This window comes from Lysobacter enzymogenes, from assembly GCF_900106525.1.
GTDB lineage: Bacteria > Pseudomonadota > Gammaproteobacteria > Xanthomonadales > Xanthomonadaceae > Lysobacter > Lysobacter enzymogenes.
Genome location: NZ_FNOG01000004.1, coordinates 598961 through 617316, shown reverse-complemented (window position 1 = coordinate 617316; position 18356 = coordinate 598961). Strand labels below are relative to the sequence as shown.

At 71.9% G+C, this 18356-nt stretch carries 18 protein-coding genes, 1 tRNA gene and 1 other RNA gene; 14 read left to right on the top strand and 6 right to left on the bottom strand.

Annotated elements, in window-relative coordinates; genetic code table 11:
- Positions 1 to 15: 15 nt before the first annotated feature.
- The 7 genes from BLU84_RS13600 (at position 16) to BLU84_RS13570 (ending at position 5377) form a co-directional block, all read left to right on the top strand.
- Entirely contained in the window at positions 16 to 765 is a 750-nt protein-coding gene (locus BLU84_RS13600) for a 3-deoxy-D-manno-octulosonic acid kinase (protein ID WP_074867749.1), read from the top strand.
- A gap of 77 nt (positions 766 to 842) precedes the next feature.
- Positions 843 to 1604: an MBL fold metallo-hydrolase gene (locus BLU84_RS26520; protein ID WP_074867744.1), complete on the top strand. Its 762-nt coding sequence runs from the start codon at positions 843 to 845 to the stop codon at positions 1602 to 1604.
- Positions 1601 to 2641, top strand: coding sequence for a GTP 3',8-cyclase MoaA (gene moaA, locus BLU84_RS26515; RefSeq protein WP_074867740.1), 1041 nt, complete (start codon positions 1601 to 1603; stop codon positions 2639 to 2641). Before BLU84_RS26520 ends, moaA begins: the two co-directional genes overlap by 4 nt.
- 143 nt (positions 2642 to 2784) lie before the next feature.
- Positions 2785 to 3321 (top strand): cyclic pyranopterin monophosphate synthase MoaC, encoded by a 537-nt coding sequence (gene moaC / locus BLU84_RS13585; RefSeq protein WP_074867736.1) that lies wholly within the window; start codon positions 2785 to 2787, stop codon positions 3319 to 3321.
- Positions 3318 to 3560, top strand: coding sequence for a MoaD/ThiS family protein (locus tag BLU84_RS13580; protein WP_074867733.1), 243 nt, complete (start codon positions 3318 to 3320; stop codon positions 3558 to 3560). The genes moaC and BLU84_RS13580 overlap by 4 nt, the downstream gene beginning before the upstream one ends.
- A 3-nt stretch (positions 3561 to 3563) precedes the next feature.
- Positions 3564 to 4016 (top strand): molybdenum cofactor biosynthesis protein MoaE, encoded by a 453-nt coding sequence (locus BLU84_RS13575; RefSeq protein WP_074867730.1) that lies wholly within the window; start codon positions 3564 to 3566, stop codon positions 4014 to 4016.
- 356 nt (positions 4017 to 4372) lie between these two features.
- Positions 4373 to 5377 carry a YncE family protein gene (locus tag BLU84_RS13570; RefSeq protein ID WP_074867727.1) on the top strand — a complete coding sequence of 335 codons (1005 nt, stop codon included), beginning with the start codon at positions 4373 to 4375 and terminating at the stop codon, positions 5375 to 5377.
- Between the two features lie 160 nt (positions 5378 to 5537).
- Here the strand turns inward: BLU84_RS13570 and ffs are convergent.
- Positions 5538 to 5634, bottom strand: an RNA gene (ffs, locus tag BLU84_RS13565) — signal recognition particle sRNA small type.
- Positions 5635 to 5868: 234 nt separating this feature from the next.
- Between ffs and BLU84_RS13560 the strand changes: the two genes are divergently transcribed.
- Both BLU84_RS13560 and BLU84_RS13555 read left to right on the top strand, forming a co-directional pair.
- Positions 5869 to 6600, top strand: a complete 732-nt coding sequence (locus BLU84_RS13560; protein ID WP_074867724.1) for a metallophosphoesterase family protein — start codon at positions 5869 to 5871, stop codon at positions 6598 to 6600.
- 205 nt (positions 6601 to 6805) lie between these two features.
- A complete protein-coding gene (locus tag BLU84_RS13555) occupies positions 6806 to 8509 on the top strand; it encodes a sensor domain-containing diguanylate cyclase (RefSeq protein ID WP_170849166.1) in 1704 nt (567 codons plus the stop codon).
- Between the two features lie 67 nt (positions 8510 to 8576).
- Here the strand turns inward: BLU84_RS13555 and BLU84_RS13550 are convergent.
- A tRNA-Ser gene (locus BLU84_RS13550) sits at positions 8577 to 8669 on the bottom strand.
- A gap of 323 nt (positions 8670 to 8992) precedes the next feature.
- Between BLU84_RS13550 and dnaX the strand changes: the two genes are divergently transcribed.
- The 5 genes from dnaX (at position 8993) to BLU84_RS13520 (ending at position 13423) form a co-directional block, all read left to right on the top strand.
- Entirely contained in the window at positions 8993 to 11569 is a 2577-nt protein-coding gene (gene dnaX / locus BLU84_RS28670; RefSeq protein WP_425479371.1) for a DNA polymerase III subunit gamma/tau, read from the top strand.
- 160 nt (positions 11570 to 11729) lie between these two features.
- Complete coding sequence (locus tag BLU84_RS13535) at positions 11730 to 12050, top strand: YbaB/EbfC family nucleoid-associated protein (RefSeq protein ID WP_057946968.1); 321 nt, start codon at positions 11730 to 11732, stop codon at positions 12048 to 12050.
- A gap of 19 nt (positions 12051 to 12069) precedes the next feature.
- Positions 12070 to 12303: a hypothetical protein gene (locus BLU84_RS13530; protein ID WP_074867718.1), complete on the top strand. Its 234-nt coding sequence runs from the start codon at positions 12070 to 12072 to the stop codon at positions 12301 to 12303.
- A 31-nt stretch (positions 12304 to 12334) separates the two neighbouring features.
- Positions 12335 to 12931 carry a recombination mediator RecR gene (gene recR, locus BLU84_RS13525; protein WP_074867715.1) on the top strand — a complete coding sequence of 199 codons (597 nt, stop codon included), beginning with the start codon at positions 12335 to 12337 and terminating at the stop codon, positions 12929 to 12931.
- A gap of 138 nt (positions 12932 to 13069) precedes the next feature.
- Complete coding sequence (locus BLU84_RS13520; RefSeq protein ID WP_074867713.1) at positions 13070 to 13423, top strand: histidine triad nucleotide-binding protein; 354 nt, start codon at positions 13070 to 13072, stop codon at positions 13421 to 13423.
- Positions 13424 to 13516: 93 nt separating this feature from the next.
- Here BLU84_RS13520 and BLU84_RS13515 read toward each other — a convergent pair whose 3' ends face one another.
- The 4 genes from BLU84_RS13515 to BLU84_RS13500 all read right to left on the bottom strand — a co-directional run bounded on the left by BLU84_RS13515 (position 13517) and on the right by BLU84_RS13500 (position 18012).
- Entirely contained in the window at positions 13517 to 14002 is a 486-nt protein-coding gene (locus BLU84_RS13515) for a Slp family lipoprotein (RefSeq protein WP_074867710.1), read from the bottom strand.
- Positions 13999 to 16044 (bottom strand): transglutaminase TgpA family protein, encoded by a 2046-nt coding sequence (locus tag BLU84_RS13510; RefSeq protein ID WP_074867709.1) that lies wholly within the window; start codon positions 16042 to 16044, stop codon positions 13999 to 14001. Before BLU84_RS13510 ends, BLU84_RS13515 begins: the two co-directional genes overlap by 4 nt.
- Entirely contained in the window at positions 16037 to 16969 is a 933-nt protein-coding gene (locus BLU84_RS13505; RefSeq protein WP_074867982.1) for a DUF58 domain-containing protein, read from the bottom strand. The genes BLU84_RS13510 and BLU84_RS13505 overlap by 8 nt, the downstream gene beginning before the upstream one ends.
- Positions 16970 to 17043: 74 nt before the next feature.
- Positions 17044 to 18012, bottom strand: a complete 969-nt coding sequence (locus BLU84_RS13500; protein ID WP_074867706.1) for an AAA family ATPase — start codon at positions 18010 to 18012, stop codon at positions 17044 to 17046.
- Positions 18013 to 18356 lie beyond the last annotated feature (344 nt).

Here is an 18356-nt window from a genome sequence, read left to right as displayed (position 1 = left end):
GTTAGACTCGGACGGATGACGGGTTATGACGCCGCCGAGGGACTGACGCCGTACCGCGACGACAGCGGCTACGGAGCGATTCTGTTCGACCGCGCACGGGTGCAGCAAGCCGCGCCGGAATGGTTTACGCCCGGACACTGGGGCGCGCAAGCGCGGCCGGTGGACAGCGGCGGCCGCGGCGGGGCCTGGTTCGTCGATGCGCCGTTCGGCCATGCGGTGCTGCGCCGCTATCTGCGCGGCGGGCTGGTCGCGCGCTTCAACCGCGACCTGTACTGGTGGCGCGGCGGCGAGCGCACCCGCAGCTTCGCCGAATTCCGCCTGACCCGCGAGGCCGCGCGCCGCGGCCTGCCGGTGCCGGCGCCGATCGCCGCGCTGTACCGGCGCGAGGGGCTGCGCTACCGCGCCGCGATCCTGGTCGCCCGGCTCGACGGCGTGCGCTCGCTGGCCGACCGCGCCGCGGTCGCCGGCGACGGCGCTCCGTGGGAGGAAACCGGCCGGCTGATCGCCCGCTGCCACCGCGCCGGGCTCGACCATGCCGACCTCAATGCCACCAACCTGCTGTTCGACGCCTCCGGCCGCGGCTGGGTGATCGACCTGGACCGCGGCCAGTTCCGCATCCCCGCCACCGGCTGGCGCGAGCGCAACCTCGCCCGACTCAAGCGCTCGCTGCTGAAATTGCGCGGCGAGCGGCCGGTCGCCGAGGTCGAGCGCGACTTCGCCCGATTGCGCACGGCCTATGACCGCGCCTGGGAACGTGGTTACTAGATAGCGGCCCGGGACAGGGCGGCGAATCACTCAAAATCCCGGCGCGCCGGGCGATCGGATGTTGCAAGGGGGGCGGAATGACTTGGCGGCTGCGTCTGCACGGTGTCGGCAATGCGTCGGCGGTGGAACTGGGATCGGCGATGGCCACGCTGGAGCGCGACGGCGAGCCCTGGCTCACCATCGATTGCGGCGGCGAGGGCCTGACCGCGTTCCTGGCGCACTACGGGCGCATGCCCGAGGCGGTGTTCCTGACCCACGCGCACATGGACCACATCGCCGGCTTCGAGCGTTTGTTCGTCGCCCATTATTTCGACGAGGCCCGGCGCGGCCGGCTGCCGCGGCTATATATCCCCGCGCCGCTGGTGCCGCTGCTGCAGCAGCGCGTGGCCGACTACCCGAACGTGCTGGCCGAGGGCGGGGTGAATTTCTGGGATGCGTTCCAGCTGGTGCCGGTCAGCGGCCATTTCTGGCACCGCGGCCTGCGCATGGAGGCATTCCCGGTGCGCCACCACTGGCCCGACAGCGCGTTCGGCCTGCGCCTGCGCGGCAGCGCGGTGTGGACTGGCGATACCCGGCCGATCCCGGAAATGCTGGCCCAATTCGCCAACGACGGCGAACTGATCGCGCACGATTGCGCCCTGCACGGCAACCCCTCGCACAGCGGCATCGAGGACCTGGAGCGCGAATACCCGCCGGCGCTGCTGAACCGCTGTGTCCTGTATCACTACGCCAGCCGCGAGGATGGCGACGCGCTGGCCGCGCGGGGGTATCGTGTCGGCAGGCCCGGCGAGGCCATCGACCTGGCCGACCCCACTGCCGCACAGGTGCCGCCTTCGTGAATGCCGCTGCCGACCGCCTCATCCCGCTCGCCGCGCCCGGTCCGCTCGACCGCCGCGGCCGGCCGTTGCGGGACCTGAGGCTGTCGCTGATCGAGGCCTGCAATTTCCGCTGTCCCTACTGCATGCCGGCCGAGCGCGTGGCCGACGACTACGGTCTGGACGCCGCCTCGCGCCTGAGCTTCGACGAGATCGAAACCCTGGTGCGCGGCTTCGTCCGCGTCGGCGTGCGCAAGCTGCGCCTGACCGGCGGCGAGCCGCTGTTGCGCAAGGGGCTGCCGGAGCTGATCGCGCGCCTGAGCCGGATCGACGGCCTGGACGACCTGGCCCTGACCACCAACGGTTCGCTGCTGGCGCGGCAGGCGCGCGCGCTGCGCGAGGCCGGGCTGCGCCGGCTGACGGTGAGCCTGGACGCGCTCGACCCGGACCTGTTCCGGCGCCTGTCCGGCGGCCGCGGCGAGGTCGCGCAGGTGCTGGCCGGCATCGAGGCCGCGCGCGCGGCCGGGTTCGGGCCGCTGAAGATCAACTGCGTGGTCCAGCGCGGCGTCAACGAAGACCAGGTGCTGCCGCTGGCCGAGCGGTTCCGCGGCAGCGGCGACGTGCTGCGCTTCATCGAATACATGGACGTGGGCAACTGCAACGGCTGGGATCCGCGCGGGGTGGTGAGTTCGCAGGAGCTGCGCGACGCCATCGACGCGCGCTGGCCGCTGCGCGCGCTGGACGCGCAATATCGCGGCGAAGTCGCCTCGCGCTACGCCTACCGCGACGGCGCCGGCGAAGTCGGCTTCGTGTCCTCGATCAGCGCGCCGTTCTGCGGCGACTGCCACCGCGCGCGGGTATCGGCCGACGGCCAGCTGTACACCTGTTTGTTCGCCGCCGCCGGCAGCGACCTGCGCGGCGCGCTGGCGCAGGGCGAAAACGCGCTGACCGAGCGCGTGGCCGCGCTGTGGAGCGGCCGCAACGACCGCTACAGCGAACTGCGCGCAGCCGACGCGCCGCGGCCGAAGCGGCACGTGGAGATGTTCCTGATCGGCGGTTGAGCGGCCGTGGCGGCGAGCGGCGCGGCCGATCTGCTTATCATGCGGTTGTCGCCGCCGCGGGTTCGACCCGAGCTATGGCGCGTCTTGCATTTTTCGTGCGTACCGGCCGAGCCCGGGTACGCATCGCACTGGAGTCCGGCGATTTGAAAGCCAAGCCAACCACCGTCGCAAGGAACACCAAGGCCAACGCCGCCGCGACCCTGACCCACCTCGACCGCGACGGCCGTCCGGCGATGGTCGACGTGAGCGCCAAGCCGGTCACCGCGCGCGCCGCGGTGGCGCGCTGCCGGGTGCGCTTTCCCGCCGCGCTGGCCGCGCAATTGCGCGCCGGCGGCATGAAGAGCAAGAAGGGCGCGGTGATCGATACCGCCATCGTCGCAGGCACCATGGCGGTCAAGCGCACTCACGAGCTGATTCCGTTCTGCCATCCGCTGCCGATCGACGGCTGCCGGTTCGACGTGGAATGGGCGAGCGACACCGCGCTGTCGATCGAATGCGAAGTGCGCACCACCCACCGCACCGGCGTGGAGATGGAGGCGCTGACCGGCGCCACTGTCGCGGCGCTGACCGTCTACGACATGTGCAAGGCGCTGTCGCACGCCATCGTCATCGGGCCGGCCCAGTTGGTGGGTAAGCGCGGCGGCAAGCGCGACTTCGGCGTCGCGGGGCAGGGCGCATGAGCCGGCTGACCGTACTGTATTTCGCCAGCCTGCGCGATGCCGCCGGCACCGCCAGCGAGTCGGTCGAGGCCGATGCGCGCGACTTGCGCGGCTTGTACGAGATCTTGCGCGAACGCCACGGCTTCGTCCTGCCGGTCGAGCGCTTGCGCGTCGCCGTGGACGGCGCGTTCGCGCGCTGGGACGAGGCGCCGCGCGCAGGCAGCGAAGTCGCCTTCATTCCGCCGGTGTCGGGAGGCTGAGCGATGACGCAAGCGGAAGCATCGACGTCGCGGTTCGCCTTGTCCGACACCGCGTTCGAGCTCGCGCCGCTGCGCGCGGCGCTGCTCAGCGCGCAGGCCGGCGCGTATGCGAGCTTCGAAGGCTGGGTGCGCGACCATCACGCCGGCCGCGCCGTGCTCGGGCTGCGCTACGAGAGCTATGCGGAACTGGCGCTCAGCGAAGGCGAGAAGGTGCTGGCCGAAGCGCTGGAGCGCTTCGCGGTCGTCGACGCGCGCTGCGTGCACCGCGTCGGCGACCTGGCCATCGGCGAACTGGCGGTGTGGGTGGGGGTGAGCGCGGCGCATCGCGATGCGGCGTTCGCGGCCTGCCGCTACATCATCGATGAGACCAAGGCGCGGGTGCCGATCTGGAAGCACGAGCGCTATGCGGACGGCGCGGCGGATTGGTTGCATCCGGAGTTGCCGGCGGCGGGTTGAGCCGGGTCGGAGAGGACCGCGTCGGGACTGAAGTCCCTCCCACAAAAGCAGAGTCCCTCCTACAAAAGCGAAGTCCCTGCCACAACAGCGAAGTCCCTCCCGCAAAAAACCGGGACTGAATTCGCTTCTACAAAAGCGTCGGTATCAGGGGATTTCCCAAAGACGTTCCAGGACTGGGTTCTTCCCGAGACCCAGGACTGGATTCTGCCCGCGACGGCTTTTGTGGGAGGGACTTCAGTCCCGACGCTTTCGTGCCCGCCGCGACATACATCGACCCGCGCGAACCCCAAGGCACATGCCCGCGTCATCGCGATCCGGTAGCGTCGGACACCGGACCGGATCGAGGAAACGCCGCCATGCGCCTGCGTTCGCTGTGTTTGCCCTTGCTGTTGTGCGCTGCGCTTCCGGCGGCGGCCGGCGAGCTGTTGGTCGGCAACAAATCCGCCGACACCGTCTGGCGTTTGTCGCTGGACGACGGCCGCAAGCTCGGCGAATTCGCGACCGGCAAGGCGCCGCACGAGATCGTGGTCGCGCCCGATGGCCGCACCGCGCTGGTCGCCAACTACGGCAGCGACAGCGCCGGCAACACCTTGAGCGTGCTCGATCTGCGCGGCAAAGCGCCGCCGCGGATCGTCGACCTCGGCCGCCACGGCCGCCCGCACGGGCTGCGCTTCCTGCCCGGCGGGCGCGAGGCCTTGGCCACCACCGAGGCCTCGCAGCATCTGCTGCGGATCGACGTGGCGCGCGGCAAGATCGTCGCCGAGATTGCGCTCGGCGCGGGCAAGGGCCACATGGTCGCGGTCGCCGGCGACGGCAAGAGCGCCTACGTCACCAAGGTCGACCGCGGCACGGTCAGTCGGATCGATCTGGTCGGCAATCGCAAGACCGACGAAGTCGATGCGGGCAAGGGCGCCGAGGGCGTCGCGGTGCGGCCGGGCGGCGGCGAGGTCTGGGTGACCAATCGAGAGGCCGGCACGGTGACCGTGCACCAGCCGCAGAGCCTGGCGATCCTGCGCACCTTGCCGAGCCCTGGGTTTCCGATCCGGGTCGCGTTCACCGCCGACGGCCGCCAGGCCCTGGTCAGCAACGCGCGCGCGGCGACGCTGTCGGTGTTCGACGCGCAACGCAAGCGGCCGCTGGCGACGGTGGCTTTGAGCCGCGAGGGCAAGGAGTATCGCGACACCATGCTGGGCCGCGCGGCGTTGCCGATCGGCGTGGTCGCCGATCTGGCGCGGCCGCGGGTGTATGTGGCGATCAGCGGCGGCGACGAGATCGCGGTGATCGACCGCGCGAGCTGGAAGCCGGTGGCGTACTGGAAGACCGGGCGCGAGCCGGATGCGGTGGCGGTGGTGGCGCCGTAGGGGCGGGCCCTCACCCCAACCCCGCTCCCGCCAGCGGGAGCGGGGCTTCGCGGAGTTGCTGCCTGCACGCGGAGGCGTCGGCTTTCTGTTTCGTGTGCAGGAGAGAGCCGGCGCGAGCGTCTTCGCCGCGCGGAGTTTCCGACCCGCAAAAAGGCGGCGGCCCCGCAAGCGTGACTCCGGCGCCCGAATCGACCGATACCGTTGCTGCCTTCCGGCCCTGGCGGGATTTTCGATCTATCGTCGCGGAGGCGCCAACGGGGCCACCATAGAACTGTCGCGGCAGTGAGGACCGATTCGCACTGGGCGGACGGATCGCTGCCGGAGGGGCGGCATTCTGCCTGAAAGCGGGGCCGCGGCGCAAACCGCCGGCGCCGGGCCGGCGCCGGCGGGCTTGCCGGCCGCGCGAGCGCCTGGTGCGCGGTTGCGCCGCGCCGGCGCGGCGGTGGACTGCCGTCGCGAACCGCCGCGGCGCGAACGCTTATGATCCGCGCATGCGCATCGCTGTCGTCTCCGATATCCACGGCAACCTCGCCGCGCTCGAAGCGGTGCTGGCCGACCTGGGCGGGCGCGGCATCGAGCAGGTGCTCGATCTGGGCGACCTGCTGTCCGGCCCGCTGCGGCCGGGCGAAACCTGCGACCGCCTGATCGAACTGGACTGGCCGACCATCGCCGGCAACCACGAGCGCCAGGTGCTGTACGACCCGCCCGAGGGCATGGGCGAATCCGATCGCTACGCCGCCGCGGACCTTCGCCCCGACCAGCGCCAATGGCTGCAGTCGTTGCCGCCGAGCCGGCGCCTGGGCGAGGTGCTGATGGTCCACGGCACGCCGGCCAGCGATCTGGAACCGCTGCTGGAAACCATCGACGCCGACGGCATCCGCGCGGCCACCGCGCAGGAGGTCGACGCGCGCGCCGGCGCCAGCGATGCGCGGCTGATCCTGTGCGGGCACACCCACACGCCGCGCATCGCGCGGCTCGCCGACGGGCGCCTGATCGTCAATCCCGGCAGCGTCGGCCTGCAGGCCTATGCCAGCGAGCGGCCGCATCCGCACAAAGTCGAGAACGCCAGCCCGCACGCGCGCTACGCCATCGTCGAGCGCGGCGCGGACGGCTGGGACGCGCAGTTGCTGCAAGTCGAGTACGACTGGAACGCCGCCGCCGCGTTGGCCGAGCGCAACGGCCGGCCGGACTGGGCCAAGGCGTTGGCGACCGGGCGGATGTGAAGCGCCGGCCGGACATCGCCGTGATTCGGCGCGTCGGCGCGCGCAAAATGCCCGCGCCGCTCGCGCGGCGACGAGCGGCGCGCGCTGGGGTTTGCGCGTGCGTATCTGCGGCAGCCGCGCGTTCGGCGCTCGGATTTTCGGCGACGTTCGCCGTCGGCGACGCTATCCTCGCCGGATAAGGCGGGGAGAGCCCATGGATCGTCGTATGGCCCGAGCGTTGCGCATCGTCGTGTGGCTGCTGGCGTGCGCTCTGGCGCCGTGGCCGGCGCTGGGCGCGCAGCCTGCGGTGCCGTTCGAACTGGCCCTGCTGCCGGCGGACGTGCCGGACCAGTCCTACCAGTTCGTGCGCTCACCGCAGGCGCAGACGCTGTTCCATGCCGTGCCGGGCGCTTCGATCCTGGTGCGCGGTCGGCAGGCGCGCTGGTGGCGCCTGACCGCGCTGCGCGACATCGACCCGGGCGACTCGCCGCAACTGGTCATGTCGCACCCGTTCCTCAAGCGCCTGGAAGTCTGGCGCCCCGGCGACAGCTTCGGCGTGCGCCGCGCGCTGTACGGCCCCGACAGCGACCTGAGCCATTCCGCGCTGTCGCACGTGGTGCCGCTGCCGCAGGGCCTGCGCGCGGGCGAATCGGTGTACCTGCGGATCCGCTCCAGCTCCAACGTCGTCTCCACTTTGTCGATCGAGCCCTTGGCCGCGGTCTATGCCCGCGACGGCGCCTACAACCGCATGCGCACCTTCTTCCTGACCGCGCTGGGCGTGGTCGCGCTGCTGTCGATCGGTTTTTCGATTTCGCTGCGCCAGCGCGGCTACAGCTACCTGGCCGCGACCCTGCTGACCCAGGTCATCACCCTGGCGATCGAAGGCGGCGACTTCCGCGCCAATCCGTGGCTGTCGGCGATCGCCACCGACCGCCGCACCGCGATCCTGCTCAACACCGCCGCAGTGTTGGCGAGCGTGCGCTTCCTGCGCTTCTTCCTCGACCTGCCGGCGACCCAGCCGCGCGTCACCCGCGCGCTCGACGCCTGCAGCGCGGTGCTCGGCACGCTGCTGGTGGTATCGGTGTTCCACGTCTGGCCGTGGACCTCGTTCTTCGGCAACGGCGTGCTGCTGATCGTCATCGCCACGATCGTGCTGGCCTGCGTGCGCGCGATCGGCGAGCGCCGGCCGGAGGCGTTCATCCTGCTCGCGGCGTGGGCGCCGTTGATGGCGGTGCTGGTGGTCCGCATCGGCGGCCAGGCGAAGTGGTGGCCGAACTACGAGTGGTTGCACTTCGCTTATCCCTGGACGGTGACCTTCGGCGGGCTCGCGCTGCTGTGGGGCTTCACCCATCAGCACGGCGCGATCCTGCGCAGCGCCGTGCGCCAGCTCAGCCGCGACCGCGACTCCGCGCGCCAGCGCGCGGCCTACGACGGCCTGACCGGCGTGCTGGCCCGGCCCGCGTTCGAGGACGCGCTGGCGACCGCCGTCGCCGGCGCGCACGCCAGCGGCCGCCCGCTGTGCGCGGCGTTCATCGACGTGGACCGGTTCAAGCTGGTCAACGACGCCTACGGCCACGCGATCGGCGACGAAGTGCTGCGCATCGTCGCCAAGCGCGTCGGCAACCGCCTGCGCGCCGACGACTGCCTGGGCCGCTACGGCGGCGACGAAATGGTGCTGCTGTTGCCCAACACCGCGCTCGTCGAGGCGCTGCGCCTGGCCGACCAGTTGCGCCAGGCGATCGTCGCCAGCCCGTTCGCGATCGACGGCGCCCTGATCGACATCGACCTGAGCCTGGGCGTGGCCCAGTTGCGCGCCGGCGAGCCGGCGGTGGAACTGCTCAAGCGCGCCGACAGCGCGTTGTATGCGAGCAAGCGCAATGGGCGCGGGCGGGTCAGCGGGGACGAGGAGTGGACGCAGGTGGCGTCCTAAGGCGCGCGCACACGTGTTCGCGCCGCAAACAAAAAGCCCCTGGGAATCCCAGGGGCTTTTCGCGATCTGGCGGAGAGAGGGGGATTCGAACCCCCGAAGCGCGGTTTAGACGCTTACACACTTTCCAGGCGTGCTCCTTCAACCACTCGGACACCTCTCCGGAACTGTCCGGCCGCCGTGGGCGGGCCGTGCAGGGCCAGGGATTCTAGCCGGCGCGGCGGCGCGGGACAAGCTGCCGAGGGCGAGCGGCATCGCCCCGGCCGATATCGCTGCGCGCGCGTCGAGTGGGGGGCGGCCGCGCTCGCGCGGGCCGCGACGGGCCCGGCCTCGCCTCGCCCTGGGGAGCGGGGGTGGGCCATGGCACAATGCAGGGCCGGTCCGCGCGCGTCGCGCCGTCGGCCGGCGCGCCGGCTGCGTCGCCGGCGCCCGCGGCGGCCCGATGGCCGCGCGCCGCTCCCCCGTCCAACCGAGTCCAAGGATCCGATGTCCTATCTCGTCCTCGCCCGCAAATGGCGCCCCAAGCGTTTCGCCGAACTGGTCGGGCAGGAGCACGTGGTGCGCGCGCTGACCAATGCGCTGAGCACCGGACGCGTGCACCACGCCTTCCTGTTCACCGGCACCCGCGGCGTCGGCAAGACCACGATCGCGCGCATCTTCGCCAAGTCGCTCAACTGCGAGCGCGGCACCTCGGCCGATCCTTGCGGCGAGTGCAACGCCTGCCGCGACATCGACGCCGGCCGCTTCATCGACCTGCTGGAGATCGACGCGGCCAGCAACACCGGCGTGGACGACGTGCGCGAGGTGATCGACAACGCGCAGTACATGCCCAGCCGCGGACGGGTCAAGGTCTACCTGATCGACGAAGTCCACATGCTGTCCAAGTCGGCCTTCAACGCTTTGCTCAAGACGCTGGAAGAGCCGCCGGGGCACGTCAAGTTCCTGCTCGCCACCACCGACCCGCAGAAACTGCCGGTGACGGTGCTGTCGCGCTGTCTGCAGTTCAACCTCAAGCGCCTGGACGAGCAGCAGATCGCCGGGCAGATGACCCGGATCCTGGCCGCCGAAAGCATTCCCGCCGAGGAATCGGCGATCCGCCAGCTGGCCAAGGCCGCCGACGGCAGCCTGCGCGACGGTTTGTCGTTGCTCGATCAGGCCATCGCCTACAGCGGCGCGGGCAGCGCCGACGGCGTCGGCGGCGAGCAGCCGCTGCCGGGCGCGGCGGTCGCGGCGATGCTCGGTTCGGTCGACCGCACCCGCGTCGGCGCGGTGCTGTCGGCGCTGGCCGACGGCGACGGCCGCCGCCTGCTCGACGAGGTGGCGACCCTGGCCGAGTTCTCGCCCGATTGGGGCAATGTGCTGGAATCGCTCGGCGATGCCTTGCACCGCATCCAGGTGCGCCAGCTGGTGCCCGAGGCGGCGGTGGAGGCCGACGGCGTCGACGTCGACGGCCTGGCCGCGCAGCTGCGGCCGGAACTGGTGCAGCTGTGGTACCAGATGGGCTTGAGCGGGCGTCGCGACCTGCCGCTGGCGCCGAGCCCGCGCGCCGGCTTCGAGATGATCGTGCTGCGCATGCTCGCGTTCCGTCCCGGTGCGGGCGGCGACGCGCCGCCGCCGTCGGGTTCTGGCAGCCGCGGCGAATCGGCGCGCAGCGCCGGCGCCGCTGCGCAGGCGGCTGCGGCGATGCGCGAGATGGGCGCTTCGGCTACGGCGGCTGCATCGGCATCGGCATCGGCATCCGCACAGACTCCGGCGCCGACGCCCGAAGCGCGCGTGCCGCTGGCGGTGCGCGAGACGCCGGCGGTGTACCGCACCGACGCGCGCGTTCAAGACGCCTCGATTCAAGACCGCGACGACACGCCGCCGTGGGCGCCGGCGCCGGCCGCGCCGCAACCGCCCGCGCCGGTGCGCGAAGCGGCGGCGAAGCCCGCGGCTGCGGCCCTCGTCAATCCGTTCGCAGACGATCCGCGCGATGTGACGACGAGCGCAGCGCCGAAGCCTGCTGCACCGGTTCGCGCCAATCCGTTCGAAGACGCTCCGCGCGAGGCCGCGCCGAACGTCGCGTCGAAGCCCGCAACGCCGGCCCGCGCCAATCCGTTCGAAGACGCCCCGCGCGATGCCGCGCCGAACGCTACGCCGAAGCCCGCAACACCGGCCCGCGCTAATCCATTCGAAGACGCTCCACGCGATGCCGCGCCGAACGCCGCGCCGAAGCCTGCAACGCCGGCCCGCGCTAATCCGTTCGAGGACGATCCGCACGAGGCCACGCCGAACGCTGCGTCGAAGCCCGCAACGTCGGCCCGCGCCAATCCGTTCGAAGACGCCCCACGCGAGGCCGCGACCAACGCCGCGCCGAAACCCGCAACGCCGGCCCGCGCCAATCCGTTCGAAGACGCCCCGCGCGATGCCGCGCCGAACGCCGAGCCGAAGCCCGCGACGCCCGCCCGCGCCAACCCGTTCGAAGACGATCCGCGCGACGCCGACAGCGTCGCCGCCCCCTCGTCCGCGCGCGGCCCGCTGTTCGAAGACGATCCGCGCGATGCGCCCACGCCGCGCGCCGCCGAGCCCGCGCGGCCGGCGCCGCCCGCGCGCGAGGACATCCTCGCCGCGGCCGAGCCGATCACCATGCCCGCGCGCGCCGCCGCGGCCGGCGCCGGCATCGCCGACGACAGCGCCTGGCACGCCCTGATCGACAGCAGCGGCCTGCGCGGCCCGGCCCGGATCCTGGCCGAGCACGCCGCCTTCCTCGGCTACGCCGACGGCGTGCTGACCCTGGCGCTGGGCCCCAACGACGAGCACCTCAAGGCGCCGGCGCTGATCAAGCTGGTCGCCGACGCCCTGGCCGCGCGCCTGGGCGCGGCGCCGCAGATCCGCTTCGAAGCCGCGCCGGCCGGTGCGGCCGGCAACGGCGAGTCGGTGCACGAGCGCAACCTGCGCGCGCGCGACGAGCGCCAGGCGCGGGCCGAGGACATGTTCATGAACGATCCCGACGTGCGCCGCCTGATCGAGCAATACGGCGCCAAGGTCGTGCCCGATTCGATCCGCCCCTTCGACGAACCCTGAGCGGGCCGCGCGGCCGCCCCTTGCGCGCGGCCGCTGCCGGCCCAACACCTGAACCGACATCGCGCCGTGCTTCACTGGCGGCGCCCGGCCCGGCCAAAGTCCGGCCCGCCCCGGGCCCGCCCGGCCACCCCTTTCTTCACGACACAGCAGGACCACCACCATGCGCGGCAACATCGCCCAACTCATGCAACAAGCGCAGAAGATGCAGGAAAACGTGCAGCGCGCCCAGGAAGAACTGGCCAAGATCGAAGTCACCGGCAGCGCCGGCGGCGGCATGGTCAGCATCACCGTCACCGGCCGCATGGAGTGCCGCAAGGTCCGCATCGATCCCAGCGTGCTGTCGGACCAGGAAATGGTCGAAGACCTGATCGCCGCGGCGTTCAACGATGCGGTCAACAAGATCAACGCCGAGTCGCAGGCGAAGATGTCGGCGGCCACCGCCGGCATGCCGATGCCGCCGGGCATGAAGCTGCCGTTCTGAGCCAAGCGAGACCAATCCCATGGGCTTCCATATCGGTATCACCGCCGCGCTGGTCGCGGCCGGCCTGTTCGGCCTGGACCTGTACGCCACCTGGGCGGTCTGGCGCGAGCCGGATCTGACCGGCGCGCAGAAGGGCATCCAATCCGCGATGGTCTGGCTGCTGCCGCTGCTCGGCGCCATCGTCGTGCTCAACGTGGTGCGCTCGATGAACCGCGAGCCGACCGCGCGCAGCAACTTCACCCCCTCCGAGTGAGCGCCGTCGCCGCCGCGGGCGGGGCGCGCGCATGAGCAGCGCCCTGCTCGAACAACTGATCGACGCGCTGCGGGTGCTGCCCGGCGTGGGCCAGAAATCGGCCCAGCGCATGGCCTACCATTTGCTCGAGCGCGAGCGCAGCGGCGGCCAGCGCCTGGCCCAGGCGCTGAGCGAGGCGATCGAGAAAATCGGCCACTGCGTGCGCTGCCGCGACTTCAGCGAAAGCGAGGTCTGTCCGACCTGCGCCAGCGCCTCGCGCGACGCGCATCTGCTGTGCGCGGTGGAATCGCCGGCCGACCGGCTGGCGATCGAGCAGGCCACCGGCTACCGCGGCCTGTACTTCGTGCTGCAAGGCCGGCTCAGCCCGCTGGACGGCATCGGCCCGCGCGAGCTCGGCCTGGACAGCCTAGCCGCGCGCCTAGGCGAGGGCGAGGTGCAGGAGCTGATCATTGCCACCAATCCCACCGTCGAGGGCGAGGCCACCGCGCACTATCTGGCGCAGTTGGCGCGCCAGCACGGGGTCAAGCCCAGCCGCCTGGCCCACGGCGTGCCGCTCGGCGGCGAGCTGGAATACGTCGACCGAGGCACCTTGTCGCATGCGTTCGGCAGCCGCACGGAAGTGAGCTGAGGGCTGCGGGACAAGCGCAGCGACGGCCGCGGCGAACGGCGGTTTCGCGACTGCGGTGGCCGTTCGGCGAGCGCGAAGCCTGCCGGTCGCGCCGCACTGCTACGATCCTCCCGGTCCTCACTCCCCGATCCCAACGCCATGACCGACCCGACCATCTTCGGCAAGATCATCCGCCGCGAACTGCCGGCCGACATCGTCTATGAAGACGACGAGCTGATCGCGTTCCGCGACATCGCCCCGCAGGCGCCGGTGCACGTGCTGTTCGTGCCGAAGACGCCGATCGCCACGCTCAACGAACTGCAGCCCGAGCAGGCGGCGGTGGTCGGCAAGCTCGCCTACGCGGCGGCGCAGTACGCCAAGCGCGAGGGCTTCGCCGAGGACGGCTACCGCGTGGTCATGAACTGCAACGAACATGGCGGCCAGACCGTGTTCCAGCTGCACCTGCATCTGCTCGCCGGCGACCACCTCGGCCGCTTCGGCACGCCGCGCTGAGCGCAGCGGTTTTTCGCCGTCCCCAAACGCACGAAGGCGCCGCGAGGCGCCTTCGTCGCATCCGGGCCGCGCAGCCTGCGCTGCGCGCCGGTGTTACCACCAGCCCCACCACGGCCACGGCGCCGGGCGTTCGATCACGTCGACCTGCTGGCGCACCGGCCACAGGTACACGACTTCGGCATCGAGCTTGGGGAAGCGGTAGTCGTACTCGCCGATGCGGCGCGACTCGTAGCCGGCGATGCGGCCGGTGAAGGTCACTTCGCGGTTCTTCTCGAACAGCGCCGGGTCGTAGAAACCGGTGCGGCAGGCGAGGAAACGGCCGCCGGTGTCGTCGCTGGCCCAGTACGGCCGGCCGGTGTCGCCCAGGCGGGTCGAGATCATCTCGAAGCACGTGCGGTTGGACTGCGGTTCGACGTTGACGACGCGGCCGCCCCAGCGCACCAGCGAGCCGGTGGCGTCGCGGGAGGCCGCATCGGACGGGGTGATCGCAGTGAACGTCCCCTGCAGGGGTTGGGGCGCCGAGACGCAGGCGCTGAGCAGCGCGACGCCGGCGGCTAACAAGGCAAGACGGAGCTTCATCGAGGTTCTCCTGTGCGGCCCGGGCGGTGCGCGCGTAGGGCCCGGACCAGTTCGTTGCGCAGTTCTCGGGCGTCGCGCCGCCCGGCTTGGTTGCCAGCGTACCGCCAATCGCTGAAATTTTGGCTGAGACGGCGCAGCTCCGCGGCCAGATCCGGCCGCGCCTTTGCGACACGTTCAGCCCAGGCCAGCGCCGGCTCGTGCGGCGCGCGCTCCAGGCGCAGGCGGCGATAGCGCCGGCCCAGCGCATGCCAGGCGCGCAGGACCGGATCGCGCTGGCGTTCGCCGCGGCTGCTCAGCCACACCATCCAGGCGCCGGCGAGGCTGGCGAACAGCACGAACAGCGCGATCAGGCGCGGGGCGTCGAGCCGGTCCACGCCGAACGGCTGCAGCAGCCGCTCCTGGCGGCTGGCGTCGAAGCCGAGCACGAAGTCGTTCCAGCCGCGCCGCGCCCAGTCGCCGAGGTTGAACAAGGGCGTGGCCGCGCCGATCCCGCCGAACAGGCCGCCGGCGCCGGGCGTGCGGTCGGCCAGGGTGTCGTAGATGCGTTCGGGCGCGACCGCGGCGGTCGGGTCCATGCGGGTCCAGCCGCGTCCGCGCAGCCACACCTCGGCCCAGGCGTGGGCGTCGGAGCGGCGCACCAGCCAATAGCCGCCGACCGGGTTGTAGTAGCCGCCGGCATAGCCGGTCACCACCCGCGCCGGCACCCCGGCCGCGCGCATCAGCACCACGAACGCGGAGCTGAAGTGCTCGCAGAAGCCGGCCTTCTGTTCGAACAGGAATTCGTCGACCGAATGCCGGCCCGCCAGCGGCGTGCCCAGGGTGTAGGCGAACTCGCGGTGGAACAGGTCCATCGCGCGCTGGGCGATGGCCGCGTCGTCGTCGCCGGCCTCGCGCCGCCATTGTGCCGCCAGCGCCAGGGTGCGCGGGTTGTAGCCGCTGGGCAGGTCCAGCGCGGCGCGGCGCAGGGTTTCGCGCAGGTCGGTTTCGAAGCGGCGCGGCGGCGAGGAGCGCAGGTGCCAGCGGGTCAGCGCGTTGAGCGGGCGGCGCGCGTAGATGCCGTAGTCGTAGCTCAGCCGCGCGTTGTCCGGCGCGCCCAGCGGTAGGTCGAGGGCGACGAACTGGCGGTCGTCGGTCGGCTCCACTTCCAGTTCGTAGTCCCAGATCGTGGCCGAGGCCTGGAACCCCGCCGGCGGCAGCCCGCCGAACCAGGCCTGGGTCCAGGTGCGGCCGTCGAAGTTCCACAGCACCGGCCCGCGCCAGTACATCTGCGAGGTCGGCGGCGCGTCGCCGTTGAAGCGCGCGCGCAGGGTCACGGTCTCGTCGTTCATCAGCTCGACCATTTCGCCCGGCGCCATCCGGTCGGACAGGCCGGGGCGGGCGAGGGCGCGGTCGGGCACGCCCCACAGCGGCGAGGCCAGGCGCGGGAACAGCCAGAACGCGGCCAGCGCCAGCGGCAGGCCGATGCCGATCAGCCGCGCCACCGACCACAGCTGCTGGCGCACCGGCGGCGCCGGCGCGCGCGGCTGGCCGGGCGCGGCCAGGGTGTCGATCTCGGCCAGGCGCTGCAGCGCGACCAGGGCGAAGATCGAGGCGGCCAGGCCCAGTACCAGCGACAGCGGCCCCTGGTCGAGCAGGAAGGTCGCGAACGGCCCGAACAGGCCGAAGCCGATCTGGCTGCGCGCGTCGCGCAGGGTGTAGGTCTCCGCCGGCTTGATCGCGAACATCGCCGCCAGCAGCGCGCAGCCGGTGTCGCGGCCGAACGAGAATCGCGCCAGCACCAGCACCGTGCCGACCAGCGCGATCACCAGCACCAGCCGCAGCAGCGCCGGTTGCGCGCGCCGCCACGACAGCGCGCCGACGCCGAGGCCGACCAGGGCGATGACCGCGGCGATGGTCGGCGGCAATTGCAGCAGCAGCGGCAACAGGCAGCTGGCGCCGGCCAGCAGCGCCCAGCGCCGCGCGCCGGGGTCGAGAGGAACGGCCACGGGCTTGGCGCGCACCGCAGCGGTCGCTGCGTTGTCGAAGGAAGCGGACTCAAGCATGCGGCAGCAGCGCCAGCGCGCGCAGGCAAGCGTGACGGTGGGCGACGCCGTTGCCGGGGCCGAGCGTGGGGTGGCCGGGCAGGCTCAGGCGGTAGCGGCAACCGTCGCGCTCGGCCTCGTCGACCCAGCGCGCCAGCCGCGCGATCCGCGCCTCCTGGCCCAGCCCGTGCAGGCGCTGCCAGTCCAGTTCGATGTCGGCGCCGAGCGGTTGTTCGTACTCGCGCACCAGCAACTGGTCGCGCCGGGCCGAATGCTTCCAGGCGATCGCCCTGCGCGCGTCGCCGAGGCGGTAGCCGCGCAGGTGGTGGACGTCGTCGCCGCTGGGATGCAGGCGGGTGACCGTCTGATCGCCGCCGCCGACCGGCAGCGGCGGCCCGTGCGCTTCCGGCGCGGGGTAGACCAGCAGCGGCGTTTCCGCCCACACGTTCGACCAGGCCCGCGCCAGCCCGAGCGGGCGGGTGGTCGAGACCCGCAGCTTGGGCGCGTCGAGCCAGCCGCGGCGGTGGGTGGCGATGCGCAGTTCGGCTTCGCCCGCGCCTTGTTCCAGGTCCAGCCGCGCCGGCTCGATCTCGCCGGCGAGGCCGTCGTCCACGAGCAGGCCGCGCCGCACCCGGTCCGGCGCGGCGCGCGCGTGCACGCGCACCCGCATCGCGCTGCCGGCCGGCACCGGCTCGGCGTCCACGGCGATGATGCGCAGGCCCGACAACTGCAACTGCGCCGCGATCAGGCTGGCCAGGCCGGCGCCGCCGAGCAGCAGTGCCAGCAGGAACGCCGGGTTGTTGTTGTAGTTGAGCGCGCCCAGGATCATCGCCGTCAGCAACGCGGCGTAGAACGCGCCGAAGCCGGTCGGCAGCACGTAGATGCGGCGGCGGTCGAACTGCGCCGGCAAGGCCTCGGGCCGGCGCGGCCGGGTCCAGGCGTGCATGCGCGCGCGCCAGTGCCGCCAGCGCGTGCGCGCGGCGGAGGCGGGCGTCGGGTCGGCGCCGGCCATGGCCGCGCTCAATCCACCGCCACGGCGTAGAGGATCGACTTGGCCAGATCGGCCGCGCTGTCGGCTTCGGCGACCAGGCGGTGGGTGGCGACTGCGGCGAACAGCGCCTGCACGTCCTCGGGCACCACATGGGTGCGGCCGAGCAGCAGCGCGTAGGCGCGCGCGGCGCGCAGCAGCGCCAGCCCGGCGCGCGGCGACAGGCCCACGCGCACGCCCGGGTGCTTGCGGCTGCGCGCGAGCAGCGCCTGCACGTAGGCGATCAGCGATTCGCTTACCTGCACCGAATCGACCGCGCGGCGGATCGCCTGCACGTCCTGGCTCGACAGCAGCGCGCGCGCCTGCGCGATCAGGTGGCGGCGGTCGGCGCCGGCGAGCAGGTCGCGCTCGGCGGCTTCGTCCGGATAGCCCAGGTGCAGGCGCAGCAGGAAGCGGTCGAGCTGCGAATCCGGCAGCGGGTAGGTGCCCGACAGGTCGACCGGGTTCTGGGTGGCGATGACGAAGAACGGATCCGGCAGCGGATGGGTGCGCCCGTCGATGGTCACCTGGTGCTCGGCCATCGCCTCCAGCAGCGCGCTCTGGGTGCGCGGCGGCGCGCGATTGATCTCGTCGGCGAGCAGCACCTGGGTGAACACCGGGCCGGGATGGAACTGGAACTGGCGCGAGGTCGGGTCGAACACCGACACGCCGACCACGTCGGCCGGCAGCAGGTCGGAGGTGAACTGCACGCGCTGGAACTCCAGGCCCAAGGTGGCCGCCAGCGCGTGGGCGAGGGTGGTCTTGCCCAGCCCGGGCAGGTCCTCGATCAGCAAATGGCCGTCGGAGAGCAGCGCGACGAAGGCCAGCCGCACCGCCTGCGCCTTGCCGAGCACCAGCGCGTTGACCTGGGCCTGGGCCTGTTCGAGGGCGCTGCGCAGCGCATCGGTTAGGATGATCGCTTCGTGCGTTGCGTTGCTTGCGGTGGTCTTGCCTGCGCTCATCGGGCCTGCCGTCGTAGAAAGCGTGAGGTTGGGAAGCGTGATGCGTGGAAGCGTGGTGCTGGGGCGCGTGGTTCGGAAGGGCGTTGCTGCGAAAAGCCCGATTGCGAAAAAAACTGCTCTGAAAGGCCGTCGTTCTGAAACGCAGCGACTGCGAAAACGCCGCTCCGGCAACACGATGGTGAAGCGCGCGCGATGCAGAATCGATTGCGCAAAACCTTGCGTTGCAACCTTGCGTTGAAGCGCGCGACGTCGAAAATGTCTTTTTTGTCAGGTTCGTGAGCGTCGACCTCGTACCGTAGAACCCGCTTCTGCGATAAGCGTCAACAAAACGCAGTGCGCTGGCG